General features: G+C 32.2%; 21 protein-coding genes and 1 tRNA gene. 11 read left to right on the top strand and 11 right to left on the bottom strand.

What is annotated here, in order from left to right:
• Window positions 1–81 precede the first annotated feature (81 nt).
• Both NADRNF5_RS02220 and NADRNF5_RS02215 read left to right on the top strand, forming a co-directional pair.
• Window positions 82–678 (top strand): L-threonylcarbamoyladenylate synthase, encoded by a 597-nt coding sequence (locus NADRNF5_RS02220; protein WP_048115237.1) that lies wholly within the window; start codon window positions 82–84, stop codon window positions 676–678.
• Window positions 675–1196 (top strand): THUMP domain-containing protein, encoded by a 522-nt coding sequence (locus NADRNF5_RS02215; RefSeq protein WP_048115234.1) that lies wholly within the window; start codon window positions 675–677, stop codon window positions 1194–1196. The genes NADRNF5_RS02220 and NADRNF5_RS02215 overlap by 4 nt, the downstream gene beginning before the upstream one ends.
• On the opposite strand, the gene cgi121 is transcribed toward NADRNF5_RS02215, so the two are convergent.
• Genes cgi121 through NADRNF5_RS02200 form a run of 3 tightly spaced genes read right to left on the bottom strand, consistent with a single transcriptional unit; the run spans window position 1188 to window position 3280 of the window.
• Window positions 1188–1961, bottom strand: coding sequence for a KEOPS complex subunit Cgi121 (cgi121, locus tag NADRNF5_RS02210; RefSeq protein WP_048115231.1), 774 nt, complete (start codon window positions 1959–1961; stop codon window positions 1188–1190). The genes NADRNF5_RS02215 and cgi121 overlap by 9 nt on opposite strands.
• A gap of 40 nt (window positions 1962–2001) precedes the next feature.
• The gene (locus tag NADRNF5_RS11530) at window positions 2002–2493 is read right to left on the bottom strand and encodes a hypothetical protein (RefSeq protein WP_082052021.1); all 492 of its coding nucleotides are present in this window, start codon (window positions 2491–2493) and stop codon (window positions 2002–2004) included.
• A gap of 31 nt (window positions 2494–2524) precedes the next feature.
• Window positions 2525–3280, bottom strand: coding sequence for a TatD family hydrolase (locus NADRNF5_RS02200; protein ID WP_048118790.1), 756 nt, complete (start codon window positions 3278–3280; stop codon window positions 2525–2527).
• Between the two features lie 96 nt (window positions 3281–3376).
• Between NADRNF5_RS02200 and NADRNF5_RS02195 the strand changes: the two genes are divergently transcribed.
• Complete coding sequence (locus tag NADRNF5_RS02195; RefSeq protein WP_048115227.1) at window positions 3377–3598, top strand: histone family protein; 222 nt, start codon at window positions 3377–3379, stop codon at window positions 3596–3598.
• A gap of 110 nt (window positions 3599–3708) precedes the next feature.
• Here NADRNF5_RS02195 and NADRNF5_RS02190 read toward each other — a convergent pair whose 3' ends face one another.
• Window positions 3709–4119, bottom strand: coding sequence for a cupredoxin domain-containing protein (locus tag NADRNF5_RS02190; protein WP_048115224.1), 411 nt, complete (start codon window positions 4117–4119; stop codon window positions 3709–3711).
• Window positions 4120–4194: 75 nt separating this feature from the next.
• Between NADRNF5_RS02190 and NADRNF5_RS02185 the strand changes: the two genes are divergently transcribed.
• Together NADRNF5_RS02185 and NADRNF5_RS11245 are read left to right on the top strand one after the other, a co-directional pair.
• On the top strand, window positions 4195–5946 hold the full coding sequence (locus NADRNF5_RS02185; RefSeq protein WP_048115220.1) for an AIPR family protein: 1752 nt from the start codon (window positions 4195–4197) through the stop codon (window positions 5944–5946).
• Between the two features lie 165 nt (window positions 5947–6111).
• Window positions 6112–6279 carry a hypothetical protein gene (locus NADRNF5_RS11245; protein ID WP_192828342.1) on the top strand — a complete coding sequence of 56 codons (168 nt, stop codon included), beginning with the start codon at window positions 6112–6114 and terminating at the stop codon, window positions 6277–6279.
• Here NADRNF5_RS11245 and NADRNF5_RS02175 read toward each other — a convergent pair.
• On the bottom strand, window positions 6276–6866 hold the full coding sequence (locus NADRNF5_RS02175) for a hypothetical protein (RefSeq protein WP_048115215.1): 591 nt from the start codon (window positions 6864–6866) through the stop codon (window positions 6276–6278). The genes NADRNF5_RS11245 and NADRNF5_RS02175 overlap by 4 nt on opposite strands.
• Window positions 6867–6971: 105 nt before the next feature.
• On the opposite strand from NADRNF5_RS02175, the gene NADRNF5_RS02170 reads away from it, so the two are divergent.
• The gene (locus NADRNF5_RS02170) at window positions 6972–7232 is read left to right on the top strand and encodes a winged helix-turn-helix domain-containing protein (protein WP_048115213.1); all 261 of its coding nucleotides are present in this window, start codon (window positions 6972–6974) and stop codon (window positions 7230–7232) included.
• 3 nt (window positions 7233–7235) lie between these two features.
• Here NADRNF5_RS02170 and NADRNF5_RS02165 read toward each other — a convergent pair whose 3' ends face one another.
• Window positions 7236–7448 (bottom strand): hypothetical protein, encoded by a 213-nt coding sequence (locus NADRNF5_RS02165; protein ID WP_048115211.1) that lies wholly within the window; start codon window positions 7446–7448, stop codon window positions 7236–7238.
• Window positions 7449–7509: 61 nt separating this feature from the next.
• Here NADRNF5_RS02165 and NADRNF5_RS02160 point away from each other — a divergent pair, with 61 nt between their 5' ends.
• Both NADRNF5_RS02160 and NADRNF5_RS11745 read left to right on the top strand, forming a co-directional pair.
• The gene (locus NADRNF5_RS02160) at window positions 7510–7698 is read left to right on the top strand and encodes a hypothetical protein (RefSeq protein WP_048115208.1); all 189 of its coding nucleotides are present in this window, start codon (window positions 7510–7512) and stop codon (window positions 7696–7698) included.
• A gap of 38 nt (window positions 7699–7736) precedes the next feature.
• Window positions 7737–7865, top strand: a complete 129-nt coding sequence (locus tag NADRNF5_RS11745) for a hypothetical protein (RefSeq protein ID WP_257719704.1) — start codon at window positions 7737–7739, stop codon at window positions 7863–7865.
• A gap of 35 nt (window positions 7866–7900) precedes the next feature.
• Here the strand turns inward: NADRNF5_RS11745 and NADRNF5_RS02155 are convergent.
• Window positions 7901–7974: transfer RNA gene (locus NADRNF5_RS02155), tRNA-Thr, on the bottom strand.
• 53 nt (window positions 7975–8027) lie between these two features.
• Here NADRNF5_RS02155 and NADRNF5_RS02150 point away from each other — a divergent pair.
• Window positions 8028–9326 (top strand): phosphomannomutase, encoded by a 1299-nt coding sequence (locus NADRNF5_RS02150; protein WP_048115205.1) that lies wholly within the window; start codon window positions 8028–8030, stop codon window positions 9324–9326.
• Entirely contained in the window at window positions 9310–10260 is a 951-nt protein-coding gene (thiL, locus tag NADRNF5_RS02145; RefSeq protein ID WP_048115202.1) for a thiamine-phosphate kinase, read from the top strand. The genes NADRNF5_RS02150 and thiL overlap by 17 nt, the downstream gene beginning before the upstream one ends.
• On the opposite strand, the gene NADRNF5_RS02140 is transcribed toward thiL, so the two are convergent.
• Complete coding sequence (locus tag NADRNF5_RS02140) at window positions 10261–10581, bottom strand: hypothetical protein (protein ID WP_048118788.1); 321 nt, start codon at window positions 10579–10581, stop codon at window positions 10261–10263.
• A 117-nt stretch (window positions 10582–10698) separates the two neighbouring features.
• Between NADRNF5_RS02140 and NADRNF5_RS02135 the strand changes: the two genes are divergently transcribed.
• Window positions 10699–11205 (top strand): 30S ribosomal protein S11, encoded by a 507-nt coding sequence (locus NADRNF5_RS02135; protein WP_082051964.1) that lies wholly within the window; start codon window positions 10699–10701, stop codon window positions 11203–11205.
• On the opposite strand, the gene NADRNF5_RS02130 is transcribed toward NADRNF5_RS02135, so the two are convergent.
• The 3 genes from NADRNF5_RS02130 to NADRNF5_RS02120 are packed head-to-tail and all read right to left on the bottom strand — an operon-like array spanning window position 11202 to window position 13374.
• Window positions 11202–11513, bottom strand: coding sequence for a hypothetical protein (locus tag NADRNF5_RS02130; RefSeq protein ID WP_048115199.1), 312 nt, complete (start codon window positions 11511–11513; stop codon window positions 11202–11204). The genes NADRNF5_RS02135 and NADRNF5_RS02130 overlap by 4 nt on opposite strands.
• Entirely contained in the window at window positions 11510–11929 is a 420-nt protein-coding gene (locus NADRNF5_RS02125) for a DNA-binding protein (RefSeq protein ID WP_048115197.1), read from the bottom strand. The genes NADRNF5_RS02130 and NADRNF5_RS02125 overlap by 4 nt, the downstream gene beginning before the upstream one ends.
• Window positions 11926–13374 (bottom strand): RtcB family protein, encoded by a 1449-nt coding sequence (locus NADRNF5_RS02120; RefSeq protein ID WP_048115195.1) that lies wholly within the window; start codon window positions 13372–13374, stop codon window positions 11926–11928. Before NADRNF5_RS02120 ends, NADRNF5_RS02125 begins: the two co-directional genes overlap by 4 nt.
• Between the last annotated feature and the right edge of the window lie 7 nt (window positions 13375–13381).

The raw sequence follows: 13381 nt of genomic DNA, 5'->3' as shown, positions 1-13381 counted from the left end.
ATATCTCACAAAAAAATCACCATAGTATTAAAAATGTATTCAAAAGTAAATGATAATTAAACAAAGAAGGTAAAATCAGATATGAAAGTAAAATGTGATCAAGGAGGAATTGAAAAAGCTTTAGAAATTATCAAACACGGTGGAATTGCGGTTTTTCCAACTGATACCGTTTATGGGATAGGATGTAATCCATACAATAATGAAGCAGTAAAAAAAATTTATGATATAAAATCCAGAGACATTTCTAAACCATTACCAATTTTGACTTACTCCACAGAAATAGCAGAAAAAATTGTGGTTATTGATGAATTTACAAAAAAAATTGTTACAAAATTTTGGCCAGGGCCACTTACAATAATTTTAAAGTTAATCGACAATGATTTAAAGAAATCATTATTCTTAAATGAAAAAATTGCTATAAGAGTACCAAATCATAAATGTACTTTAAAAATATTGAAAGGATGTAACTTTCTAGTAGGTACAAGTGCAAATATTTCAGGACATCCTTCGTTTACAAATCCGGATGAATGTTTTAGAAATTTAGAAAATTATGATATTTTTGTTGATGGAGGAACAATTACAAGTAAAGCAGAATCAACTATAATTGAAATAGAAAATGAAAAGATCAATATTCTTCGAGAAGGCTCTTTGACTAAAGAGGATATTTTAGAGAAATGAATTTAATCATTACTTGTGCTAGACATCTTGAGCCAGAAACTGAAGATGAATTAAGGGATATTTTAGAAGAATTTGGCGATTCAGATGCAGATGTCATTATTACCAACATGTCAGGGATTTTGACTGCCAAAACAAAACTAGATCCTGTAAATGTAGTAAAAAAAATGAAAGAAATGCTGCTTGATGAGCCTTGGAGTATTAGATATTGCTTAAGAATAATACCAATTCAGAGCATAGTTGAAACTAATATTGAAGAAATAGAGAAAATAATTGCTGAAAAATCCAATCAGATTTTGGATAATGAGACATATAGAATTTCAATAGAAAAAAGAAATTCAGACATATCCAGCCAAGAAATTATTTCAAAAATTGCAGATAAAATAAAAAACAAAGTGTCATTAGAATTTCCAGATAAGATTATTTTAATTGAGATACTAGGAAATAAGACAGGAGTTTCCATATTAAAAAAATCAGATATACTGAGTGTTGAAAAAACTAAGCGTAGTATGTCAGACTAGAATTGCAGCTTTTTCTATCAAAATATCTTCTAAAGGATTTTTAGAATAAACAACATCTAATTGTTTTTGAGAAATTTTAAAATATTTTTTAAGAAAAGAATCATTTTTCTTTACGAATAAATTTACAGATAAAGGCATCAAATCTTCATACAATGAATTTAGGATTTTTTTATTTCCAATGGCAATTAGAATAAAATTTGATTTAGGTTTTATGCCAACTTTCAATATTGCGTCAGATATTTGCTTCGTCAATGCAAAACGCATCAAAATATCTATTTCAAGTTTATTTGAAAGCAAAATATTATTTTTTTTAGATTCAAAAGACAATGATAGTATTTTTTTCAAATGATATGAATTCATAATAAAACTACTTGAAACAGCTTGAAGTTGAATTTTGGGGTATTTTTTTCTCAAATTATCAATGAATTTTACATCTATTGATGGTTGGCCTTTTATTTCAATTACTTGAATTTGTTTTGAGGAAATCTTGAAAGTAATTTTTTTTAATGCACCTCCATGAATAACAGGTATTATACTTACAAGATCATTATTTTTTATTATTGTAGATTCACCATCCATTGCAGATGAATCTACACCATTAATCGCAATTAAGATATTTTCAATATCCAATTTGGGTGAGTCATCAGGTTTTAGTTCTAACAAAAGTTTCAATAGTTCTTTAATAGAGATATCAGATTTGTCAATTTGTAAGTTTTCTGTCAAAAAAGATTTTTTAGCACCACCTACTAGTTTTACAGTAATCATTCTAATCTAATTGTAAATTATAAAATTAATATTTAATTTTCTATTCTGCTTTCTCTTCTTCAGGTGTTGCTTCTGTAACAGTTTCAGGTGTTGCTTCTGTAACAGTTTCAGGTGTTGCTTCTGTAACAGTTTCAGGTGTTGCTTCTGTAACAGTTTCAGGTGTTGCTTCTGTAACAGTTTCAGGTGTTGCTTCTGTAACAGTTTCAGGTGTTGCTTCTGTAACAGTTTCAGGTGTTGCTTCTGTAACAGTTTCAGGTGTTGCTTCTGTAACAGTTTCAGGTGTTGCTACTTGATTTTCTTCATTTCTTTGTTCTTCAATTCGTGAAGATTCAATTCTAGATTGCTTGAATTTTTCTTCTCGAATCTCTTTTTTAATGAATTTTGTGATATATCCAGCTATTTCGTTTTTCAAACCTTTAGAACGGATTATAGAAATTTGATCAAGTGCTTTTTTGTTATTAACAAAGTCTTCACCAAATTTAGATTTATGATCTACTAAAACCTCGTATGAAAGACGCTTGATTCTATCCAATATCCAATTTAAGAATGGGGGTATTTTATACCTATATTCCAAGGAATGAATTTGTATTTTTTTCTAGCGAAAAAGCCATTTCATCAAACGTTTTTCCTAGAATTTTTGAGGCACAAAAGATCACACTAGGGATAAAGGTAATTTGTCCAGATTTCATTTCAAAGCATCTAGAAAATTTTACAGGACCATCAGTTTCAACAAGGATTTTTGATTCATCTGTAAGGGAGACTAAAGTTTGTTTATCATTTGCATATACCAGTACAGGGCCATAAGATACAAAAAATCCCATATCCATTGCTTTTCGTAGCTGTTTTTTACTTCCATCAAACCAGTGAAGCAATGCATGTTTAGTACTATATGATGTCATTATTTCAAAAACATCATCAAGGCTTTTTCTTGAATGTATTGAAACTGGTTTGTTAAATTTTTCACCATATGACAATAATGTTTCAAAAACATGTCGTTGTCTTTTAGCATCATCAGGATTATTCACATATGTTGGATCTAATCCTATTTCTCCAATTCCCGAAAGATGTGTATGGTTGTCTTCTATCAAGGTAATCATATTTTCAAGATTATCATTGGCACATTCTGGATGAATTCCAATAAAGGGTAAAACAAGATTACTGTCTTTTGCTAACTTTAGAGTTTGTAATGAATTTTCAACATCCATAGATACGCAGCATGCTTTAATTTGCAGATATTCCATTTCTTTTAAAATAAATTCCATATCAGAGACATATGCAGGATCAGACAAATGTATGTGAGAATCAAAATACCATGTCATTTCTTTATCAATTCTTAAAATAGTCTGTATAAATCGATTCCTTGGTGATATTTTTTCACTCATTATCTTTTTTCGGAAAAAATTAAAATAGATTTCATGAGATCATCGGAACTTGGATTATCGGCAATGTATAGAATTTTGAAAAAAGCTGGTGCTGAAAGAGTCAGTGATGAATCAGCAGATGAATTAAGAAGAGTGATTGAAGAGGTAGCAGACAGTATTGCAAAAAGTGCAGTGGATATGGCGTCTCATGCAGGTAGGAAAACAGTAAAAGGAGAAGACGTAAAGTTGGCTTCAAAACCATTTAACAAATTCTAATCTAAAGAGTTTAATTGTTCATTTTGTGTTTTTTAAAACGGTACTCTGGCAGAACGGTTATGCGTGAGCCTGCAAAGCTTATACAAGGGGGTTCGACTCCCTCGGGTACCTTATTCTACAATAACTTGGCCCTTCATCCATGGATGAAGAGTACAAAAATAATCATATGTTCCGGATTCATCAAAGGTGACAGAATAAGATTCAAATGGATCTAAATGACCACTATCAAAAAGATCCGTAGGCTCTTCATAAAAGCCGGAAGTCACACTATGAAATGCAGAATCATGGTTTACCCATGTAACAGGTTTTCCTTTTTGAGTAACAAATGAAGACGGAATGTAACAAATGTCTTTTACCTCACACCCTGGACGAGAAACTTTTGTGGGCATTATCACATCACCTTGAACAATCAAATCATCCGTGTCTGTTTTTTTATTATCAGAATTATCTGTTAATGAGAATGCTAGAATTACAATAATAACTACTACGACTGCGCTCAAAATAGAAATTTTTTTTATCAAAACATATCACATCCACTACAGAGTTATTACATAATTACCAAATTCTCTAAATATATAACATACCAGAAATTTTGATTGGCGCAAAACGAAAATGGGTTGTTGGAGTACATTCCAGGCTCTCATACACTTTTAGTACAAAAAAATTCTAGTCCTCCACTAGAAGGATTTGCTGAGAATATCAGAGGGAGTATTCACGAGTATGCTGAAAATTCTAAAAGTGAGGTTGAAAAAGGAAATAATTTTCTTCAATGGGTTTTAACAAGAGTTTTCGAGGCCACTGAAGATGATGCAGCGGATGCAATTGTGGATGGTGCAAACGATCTTGGAATAGACGCATATCTACCAGTGGATTTTTCAGACAACACAATTAGATTATTTCAATCAAAATATGGAACATCCCACTCATTAGAAGCAATAGCAAAATTCAAAGAAGACGCAAAGAGGTTACTAGCAAAAGACGTAAAAAAAATGAGGCCAGAATTGGCTCAGCTTGTTTCAAAAATTAAAGAAAAAAATCTAAAGATAAAGTGCTGTTATGTAACTGATCAGAAAGTAGATTACAAAGACGAAATGGTTGAAATCATTGATGAAGAGAAAATCATTCAAAAATTATGGGATCGAATCAAAAAACCAGCAGCAGGAAAAAAATCATCAATTAAACTAGAGAGAATGCTTAGGCATGAAAATACTATTCTAGGAATTTTAAAATTACGAGAATTAACGGAATTTGTAAGTAAGAGCAGAGATTATGTTTTTGAATCAAACATTAGACAATGGATGCAGTTTAAGACTACAGTTAACAAAGGATTAAGAGAAACATTACAAAGTAATCCAAACAAATTCTTTTTTTATAATAATGGAATTACAATTGTAGTTAGTGACTTTACAGAGTTGGGAGAGAATTTAATTGAACTGCATGCACCTCAAATAGTTAACGGGGCTCAAACATCAAATTCAATTCTTGATCACTCAAAGAGAACAAAAAATATGGACGGTTCTATGACAGTCACTATTATCAAAGCAGATGATGAGCAAGAACAAAACAACATTACAAAATATAGAAATTCTCAAAATTCAGTTAGAGGAAAAGATCTTGTTTCTTTAATGGATTTTCACAAATCAATTAAATCACAGTTGAGAAATTGTGGTTATTTTTATGAAATTCAAGCAGGTTCTTTTGACAGTAAATCAAAATCTAAACAATCTGAATACGAAGGTGATTTAATTTACAATAATTATCTTCCAGATAATCATAAAAAAGTAATTGTTGCAAAAGATGCAATTCAATCACTAGTTGCAGGAATTGAACAAAGACCAACCGAAGCATATAGTTCACCAGCTCAATTTCTTCCAAGAGGAAGTAAATACGATGATATTTTCAATGACAATCTAAAAGACGATTACAGGCTTTTACTATACCCATATCTTGTCAAAGAATTTGCCAAAAAATCATTAAAGTATGGAAAACAAGGAGGACATAAAACAAAAAGATATGCAACATTATTTTTTGTTGCAGTATACTTTAGAATATTGCATAAGAAAATTCTTGAATCAAAAGGAGACTACAAAGGTGACATTAGAAAATTAGAGCCTATTTTTCGGAGTTTCAAATTAAATTCCAGAATTTTAAAGATAACAGATATTATTGTTACAAAATTCCTTGAGGATACAGTCGTAGATGATGAAATTGAGATGGCAAACACCAAGCACAATTTCTTCTCTCAACATGTTTGGAATGATACAATGCTGCGTGTAATTGATAAAAAAATTAGACAGGAAGATGACGAAATTGTATCTTTAAAAAAACTAGCAAATAGTTTATTTTAATTTTAAAGGCAGAAGTCCAACCAAGTAAAAATCTTGCAGGAGGTTTACATTGGTCAGACTATCTTGCCCAAATTTAGTAAAACCCAGTGATATTTAACATAATTATTGTGATTATCAATTTCTACGAGAATGTTTTTTATATCGAATAAAAAGACCAAAAGCAGTTTGGTTTCAAAAGAAAAATGTGCTATTTGTAGTGAAAAAATTAAACTTCATTACAATCCAATGGATGAATGGGGAATCAAAGGTTCTATTTGCGGAGATTGCTATTCAAAAAAAATCAATGAGCATTATCCAGGAGAACACGTAAGAGTAAACAAACATTTAGACTAAAGTTTTTCTGATTTTGAATACATGTTTGCATTAAGACAATTCCATGCAAGCGGATCATCTTTTACATCTTTTTCTTGCAAAAATTTAATGTCAGTTGTAGTTTTTTTTCTTTTCAACAAATTTATTTGAAAACTAGAAAATTGCTTGCAATCACAACTATTGAAAAGACATTCATCATTATCATTCTCATCATGATCTTGTGCCTCATGAGTACAATCACACAAGGCATCTTTTTTTACATCATTAAGAGATTTTTTTGTATACACTCCTAATCTAAGATATGCTTCTCCGCCATGTCCTTTCTTAAATCGTTCATAATTTTCAGACTTTGGCAATACTTTGAAAAATGACAAGTTGGTATCAGGTTTTTGGGAATCCGATCCCATGATGAACCAATAATTATCATCAATTTCTACAAATCTGATTTTAATAGATGGATCTACCCACCAATGAATAGTATCATGCCAAATAGAAGCAGATTCTTTTTGATCAGTAAACAAAGGAACCACGTTCATTCTGAGGTCATAATATCGGTAGGCAACACCTACAAAGTCATCAAACCAGGGAATTGAAGATTGAGAAGACAATGCAGACAGATCAGCCTAGAGCATATTTATCTGATCTGAATGTATGGTAATACCCTTATATCTGAGTTTGAAAATATCATACGTATGGTTTCCTATAGAACTAGTATGCAGATAGTTGCAGACTTGCTTACTGCTACTGAACAGTCTGGACAGGAAGGCATCAAAACAACTTCACTTCTAACAAAGGCTAATTTATCACATTCAAGACTATCAAAATTCTTGCAGAATTTAACAGGTGCAGGACTAATCAACAAAATTGAATTTGATGGAAAAAATACTTTTGTAATTACACCAAAAGGAAGACAGTATTTGGAATCTTATGCAAACTTTTCCAGCATTGCCGAATCATTTGGATTAGAACTTTAAAATCTATTTTCTTGATCTTCTTTTAGCATTAGCTTTCTGTCGTTCTTTCTTTTCTTTGTATGAGCTGTAAACTAAAATAATGATTATTCCTGCAATTGCAGCATAAAATAGGGGAATAAGAGGAGGATCTCGAAATTCGCCGGATGAGGGTTCAACAAATGCTATAGGAATAGTCACAACCATAAAAATCAAAATTATTAAAAGATATTTATCCATAAATCGAGTTATTTACAAAACCATATATCTTTTTGAAATCACATGATGACGATAGAGAATCATGGTAAAAATACTTGAGATGGTAGGATTAGTTCTTGTAGCAATAATGACGCTAGGATTTGTCGGTCTATTCGAACCATATGGGATAAGAAATGGCACATCAGAATTATTTTGGGGTTGCGCAGGAGGTACACTGTTGATAATTATTTACAGAAAAATGAAAAGGAAACAAGAAGAAAAAGAAGAGTAAAGATATTTTAGAAATTGTTATGAAATGATCAATCATCATTGAACCGACAGATCTATAAAGGACGATTCAAGGTAATTTATGAGGGGAGCATGGCAGATCAAACAAAAGAGTGGTGGGAAGGTTTAGGAAAAGAATTGGAAATCGATATTGAAACCTTTGATGAATAATAAATCTAAATAATTTTAAAATTTTTACAAATCAAAGCCCTGGATGGGGTACGAACCCACGACCTAACGCTTACGAGGCGTTCGCTCTACCAGGCTGAGCTACCAAGGCACTTTTGGATAAATCCATCAGAGTTAATAAAAAGCCTTTCCGAGTTGGATTAATTGAAGAAAACTATTTCAGGAGTTAGAGGAATATTTGGAGAAGATCTCAACTTAAAAGACGTATTAGAATTTTGTAATAATTTTTCGAGTTTAATCAAATCAGAAAAATGTGTAATTGGGAAAGACACTAGGCCATCAGGAGACATGATGAAAAATGTTGCAAGTGCAGAATTGATGAAAAATGGCATAGATGTATTTAATTTAGGAACGGTACCAACTCCAGTAGTTTTTAGAGAGGCTAGAAGATTTGGGGCAGGGTTAGTAATCTCGTCTTCACATAATCCAATAGAGTGGAATGGAATGAAATTCATTATTGAAGGCAGAGGTATTAACGAACAGGAATTACCCAAAATTGTGGAACATCAAGAAAATATAAAATCAAAAATCGGTTCTGAATGCAACATTACATCAACATACATCGAAGATGCAAAAAAAATCATAGGTGAAATTCAAAATAATCCAGACATAGTAGTAGATATTGGTGGGGGAGCTGCAAAAGGATTTGCTCCAGAATTGTTAAGAGAATCAGGATGTAAGGTAGAAGTATTAAATGAAGAACTTTCGCAATGTTCTAGAGGCCCAGATCCTACATCTGATGAATTATCTGAATTAAGAACAGCCTCAATCAAAAAAGAAATTGGATTTGCATTTGATTTAGATGGAGATCGCTTAGTTGTGGTTAGAAAAGGAGAAAAACAAACTCCAGATGTAACATTAGGGTTAGGGGTTGCAAAATCTCTAGAATTAGGTTACAGAAAATTTGTGTTAAGTGCAGATACAAGCATATCAATTGAAAAATATATCAAAGAAAAAGGAGGGACTATTAAAAGATCAAAGGTCGGAGAGGCAAATGTGATAGAACTTATGCTTCAAACAAATGCTCAAGCAGGCGGAGAGGGAAGTAGTGGTGGTTTTATTTTGCCCGAGTTTAATTATTGTAGAGAAGGTATTCTTAGCAGCGGATTAATTGCATCCATGTTAGGAACATCAAATTTTGATGAGATTTTAAATTACATGAAAAGTTTTTTCCAGATTAGAGAAAAAACTACAATTGATTCTAATTTTCATGACAAAGTAATAGAAGACATAAAAAATAAATTTTCAAAAGAATATTCAGATGTTGATTCGCAAGACGGAATTAAAGGAATCATTGATGATGATAGTTGGGTTTTGATTAGGAAATCAAACACTGAAGACATCATTAGGGTTTCAGCAGAATCAAACGATGTAGAAAAATGTAAAAAAATTACAAAGGACACTTTAGAAATAGTGAAAGAAAGTTATGACAAAGTTAGATGAATCAACCATAATCAAAATTTTTCAAAAGGAATTTGGAAATAAAAAATTTGTTTCTGAAGATGTAGAGACGTTCAATTTAGGAAAAATCAAAATTATTGCTAAAACAGATACACTTGTAGAAAGTACAGACATTCCAAAAAAAATGGAATTAGAAGATGCTGCAAGAAAAAGTATTGTTGCTTGTGTAAGTGACTTTGCCTCAAAAGGGGTTAGACCAGAATTTGGAATCATATCAATAAATTTACCAAATAATATCACACACTCAAAAATCACATCTATTGCAAAAGGATTCAAAAAAGCGGCTAAAGAATACGGAATTGTAATTTTAGGTGGAGATACTAATTCAGGTAAGGAGATAGTCTTCAATGTAAGTATTTTTGGTAATTCAAACAAAATAGTTACTAGAAAAGATTCCAAAATAGGAGATATTGTATTTGTAACAGGTCCATTTGGCTATACAAAAATAGGATTAGATTTACTTCTGGGTAAACGTAATGATAAAGGGAAGTTTGCTGAAAAATCAATTAAATCAATGACGAATCCCAAACCAAAGATTAGTTTTGGATTAAAAAATAAAAAATATTTTTCATCATCGATGGATTCAAGTGATGGATTATCAACAACTCTCAATGAAATGTCAAAACAAAGTAAGAAAAAATTCGTCATTAACAACATACCTGTAAGAAGGGATTTAGAAAAATATGCAAAATCCCATAATCTTGATTTAATTTCTTTGGTTTTTCATGGAGGGGAAGAGTACGAATTTGTTTTTACAGTACAGCCAAAATATAAAAAAATAATTAAAAAAAATGCTAGACTTCTTAAAACACCCATTATTGAAATAGGACAAGTAGAATCAGGTAACGGAGTATTTCTAAAAGAGGGTAGAAATTATAATAGAATTAGAGACTTGGGATGGAAACATTTCAGATAATTATTCACCATAAGAAAAATCACGCTCCACATTATTTACAATACTAAAAATTGAATCTGCAGGAAGTACAGAAACACAATCTTTGATCCATAAATTATCAAGATACAGTAATCTATTCATATCATCTTCTAGAAGATCTTCAGGATTTGAATCCGGATAAAGTGAATGAATTCTGTATCCCTCATTAGCAATTTCTTGACATTTTTTTTCAAGTGGGGATAAAACATTATCATTGGTAGGTGCTAGAGATTGAAATGCTACAGACCCCACCAAAGCAGTAGCTACTGCAATTCCAATTGCCAAGAAAAGAATGGAGGCCATTAAATAAATCCAGTTCAAAATAGTATATGAACAATCAGCATTTTGAAGTCAAGTGACCAAATTTAGGTAAAATTAGAAAATCAATGTTTTTTAAACCCTTTAAGGTGTGAGTAGACATTGTCAGAAATTGAAGCCCAGGTTGAAGAAGTTTCAGAAGAAGTGGTAGAAACACCAGCTAAAGTAGAAGAAACTGAGGCTAAAGTAGAAACCAAGTCTCAACCAGAGACAAAAAAAGAAGGACCTGACAAATGGGGAATTGCCCACATTTACAGTAGTTACAATAATACAATTATTCATATGACTGATCTTACTGGTGCAGAGACTGTATCAATTAGTTCAGGTGGAATCCACGTTAATGCTGACAGATATGAATCATCACCATTTGCTGCAATGAAAGCTGCAAATGCAGTTGTAGAATCTGCAAGAACTAAAGGATTTACAGGATTTCACATCAGAGTTCGTGCAGTAGGAGGAGTTGGTTCTAGAGTTCCAGGTCCCGGAGCACAAGCGGCAATCAGAGCTTTGGCAAGAGGCGGATTCAAGATTGGAAGAATTGATGATGTAACACCTATCCCTCACGACACCACTAGAAAGAAAGGTGGAAAAAGAGGAAGAAGAGTCTAATCAGACAATTTTATTTTAACATCACAGCCTCTAGAAAGAAAGTAATCTGTCATAAATTTAACAAATTTTTGTGTTTGATCACTCCATTGATATTTTTTTATCATGTCAGAAAACTTTTCTTCAATTCCAGTTTGTAATTCAGGCTTAAAAGATAATTTAAAAAAAGTCCATCCAAATTTTGTTGATGGCTCACTTACAGAATATCCACTATAACATCCTAGAAGACTTTCCATATGTGAAAGTGATTTTTTAATGGATAGTAGATCATCAGCATAATTTTTTGTTCCAACTTCTAATACAATACTCATTCTTCATCACTATTTTCAGATGAGTCCTTGCTGAGTTTATCACTTAATGATACAAATTTTCCGTCTTGTTCAACATTAATTTTAGTTTCCATACGAACATTGAGTCCAACTGATCTAAACAGAGTGAGCAACTTTCCCCCATCAAGAGTTTCATTAATTTCACCAGTTTTGATTAATTCAAATATTTTATCTATAATTATTTTAGTTTCATTTGGAAACTGTGATTCAGCATTTTCTAATACTTCTAATCCACGAAATCCAAGAATTTTTACAACTGAAGCACGAGGATTTTCAGGAATTTTTTCTTTTTGTGGTTCAGCAGATTCTTTGATTTCTTTTCTTGTGGAAATGTTTTTTTGCATTTCGGCTAATCGCTTTGCCTTTAATCTTTCAAGTTCAGAATCTTCTTCGCTCAACCTTTAATCACACCAATAGGCACTAATTTTGCTACTTTTGTGGCTATTCCTAAATTATGAGAAACATTAACTACAGCATCAACATCTTTGTATGCCTGAGGAGTTTCTTCGACAACCCCATCCCGTGTTAATGCCTTGATAAAGATCCCCTGATCATTAAGAGATTTTTTTACATCATTTTCAGTATAGTTTCTTCTAGCTTTTGATCTAGACATAGTCCTTCCAGCACCATGGGCAGTAGAACCAAAACTCAAATTCATTGAATTTGGTTTACCAAGTAAAATCCAGCTTGCAGTACCCATTGAGCCAGGAACCAAAACAGGTTGACCTAAATCACGATATTTTGATGGAATTTCATCACGATTTGCAGGAAATGCTCTTGTTGCTCCTTTTCTATGAACTACCAATTTTCTTTCGCTACCATCAACTTTGTGTTTTTCTACTTTTGCGATATTATGAGCAACGTCATAAACTAATTTCATATCAAGATCAGATTCTGATTGATTGAAAACACGTTCAAAAGAATTCCTAGTCCAATGAGTGAGTATTTGTCTATTACTCCATGCAAAATTTAATGCAGCAAACATTGCTTTTCTATAAGATTCACCCTCTTCAGAATTGTTTGGGACACATGCAAGTTCCCTATCAGGTAAATCAATATCATATTTTTGCATTGCTTGTTCGGAAACTCTAAGATAATCACTACACACTTGATGACCAAAACCTCTAGAGCCACAATGAATTAAAACAGTAATTGTTCCTTCTTTAATCCCCATTCTGTTTGCAGCTTCTTCATCATGAATCTCTGAAACCTTTTGTACTTCTAGAAAATGATTTCCAGAACCCAAGCTTCCAAGTTGTGGTGCACCTCTCTTTCTTGCTTTATCAGAAACTTGGTTTGGATCAGCATTTTGAATTTGACCATTTTCTTCGCAAACATCTGAATCATTTGATGAACCATATCCATGATCGATTGCCCAGTTTACGCCGTTAACTAAAACTTCATCAAGTTCTGAATGACTAAGTTTTACTGCCCCTTTAGAACCAACTCCGGAAGGAATTGAGCTAAATAGATCATTGACAAGTTCTTTAAGTTTAGAACGAACTGTATTCTCATCTAAATTTGAACGAAGTAATCTCACACCACAATTAATATCATATCCTACACCACCAGGGCTGATCATTCCTTCCTCAGCATCCATTGCTGCGACACCACCTACGGGAAAACCATAGCCTTCATGCCCATCAGGCAAAACAACGCTATGACTGACTATACCTGGAATTGATGCAACATTTCGTGCTTGTAAAATTGTTCTATCAGATAACATTTTTTGTAATAATGGCTCATCTGCATAAATTCTCACAGGTACTTTCATTCCAAGGTTAGAATCAGCATCAATTTGATATTGATTTTCGCCGATTTTTTTTGGGTCAGAGGATGACATGAGTATT

Origin of the sequence: Nitrosopumilus adriaticus (assembly GCF_000956175.1) — an archaeon.
In the GTDB taxonomy this organism is placed as follows: domain Archaea; phylum Thermoproteota; class Nitrososphaeria; order Nitrososphaerales; family Nitrosopumilaceae; genus Nitrosopumilus; species Nitrosopumilus adriaticus.
Note: the sequence above shows the minus strand (reverse complement) of the source record. Positions and strands in the feature narration are given on the sequence as shown.

Bases quoted from the DNA above. Each gene is read 5' to 3' on its own strand.
- NADRNF5_RS02220 (WP_048115237.1), top strand. From the start codon at position 82: ATGAAAGTAAAATGTGATCAAGGAGGAATTGAAAAAGCTTTAGAAATT.
- NADRNF5_RS02215 (WP_048115234.1), top strand. From the start codon at position 675: ATGAATTTAATCATTACTTGTGCTAGACATCTTGAGCCAGAAACTGAA.
- cgi121 (WP_048115231.1), bottom strand. From the start codon at position 1,961: ATGATTACTGTAAAACTAGTAGGTGGTGCTAAAAAATCTTTTTTGACA.
- NADRNF5_RS02200 (WP_048118790.1), bottom strand. From the start codon at position 3,280: ATGACATGGTATTTTGATTCTCACATACATTTGTCTGATCCTGCATAT.
- NADRNF5_RS02195 (WP_048115227.1), top strand. From the start codon at position 3,377: ATGAGATCATCGGAACTTGGATTATCGGCAATGTATAGAATTTTGAAA.
- NADRNF5_RS02170 (WP_048115213.1), top strand. From the start codon at position 6,972: ATGCAGATAGTTGCAGACTTGCTTACTGCTACTGAACAGTCTGGACAG.
- NADRNF5_RS02165 (WP_048115211.1), bottom strand. From the start codon at position 7,448: ATGGATAAATATCTTTTAATAATTTTGATTTTTATGGTTGTGACTATT.
- NADRNF5_RS02160 (WP_048115208.1), top strand. From the start codon at position 7,510: ATGGTAAAAATACTTGAGATGGTAGGATTAGTTCTTGTAGCAATAATG.
- thiL (WP_048115202.1), top strand. From the start codon at position 9,310: ATGACAAAGTTAGATGAATCAACCATAATCAAAATTTTTCAAAAGGAA.
- NADRNF5_RS02140 (WP_048118788.1), bottom strand. From the start codon at position 10,581: ATGGCCTCCATTCTTTTCTTGGCAATTGGAATTGCAGTAGCTACTGCT.
- NADRNF5_RS02130 (WP_048115199.1), bottom strand. From the start codon at position 11,513: ATGAGTATTGTATTAGAAGTTGGAACAAAAAATTATGCTGATGATCTA.
- NADRNF5_RS02120 (WP_048115195.1), bottom strand. From the start codon at position 13,374: ATGTCATCCTCTGACCCAAAAAAAATCGGCGAAAATCAATATCAAATT.